Source organism: Chitinophaga qingshengii (genome assembly GCF_014529935.1).
GTDB lineage: Bacteria > Bacteroidota > Bacteroidia > Chitinophagales > Chitinophagaceae > Chitinophaga > Chitinophaga qingshengii.
This window is the reverse complement of sequence record NZ_JACVFC010000023.1, coordinates 1-334: the sequence shown is the minus strand read 5'-3', so window position 1 is coordinate 334 and position 334 is coordinate 1. Positions and strand designations below refer to the sequence as shown.

At 49.1% G+C, this 334-nt stretch carries 1 protein-coding gene; it reads right to left on the bottom strand.

Annotated elements, in window-relative coordinates:
- The coding region (locus ICL07_RS32185; RefSeq protein ID WP_188092171.1) for a condensation domain-containing protein at positions 1-334 on the bottom strand (334 nt) is incomplete at both ends.

The following is a 334-nucleotide window of genomic DNA, read 5'->3' as shown; positions in this document are numbered from 1 at the left end:
TCAGCGGTATCTGCCGATGGGAAACCGGCTGCAGGAAAACTACTGAACATCACATCAAACAAAGGAGCATGAGTGTCGTCACGGTCCAGCTTCAGCGCATCTACCAGCTGGTCAAAAGGATAATCCTGGTATTGATACGCTTCCAGCAAGCCTTCCTGCATACGGACGGACAGTTTGCTGAAACTTTCTTCCCCTGACAATATTGTACGGATCGCCAGCGTATTTACAAAGAATCCGATCTGTTCTTCCAGCCCGGGGTATTCCCTGCCGGCTACCGGCACACCCACTATCACATCCTGCTGGTCCGTGTATTTATACAACAATACCTTAAATA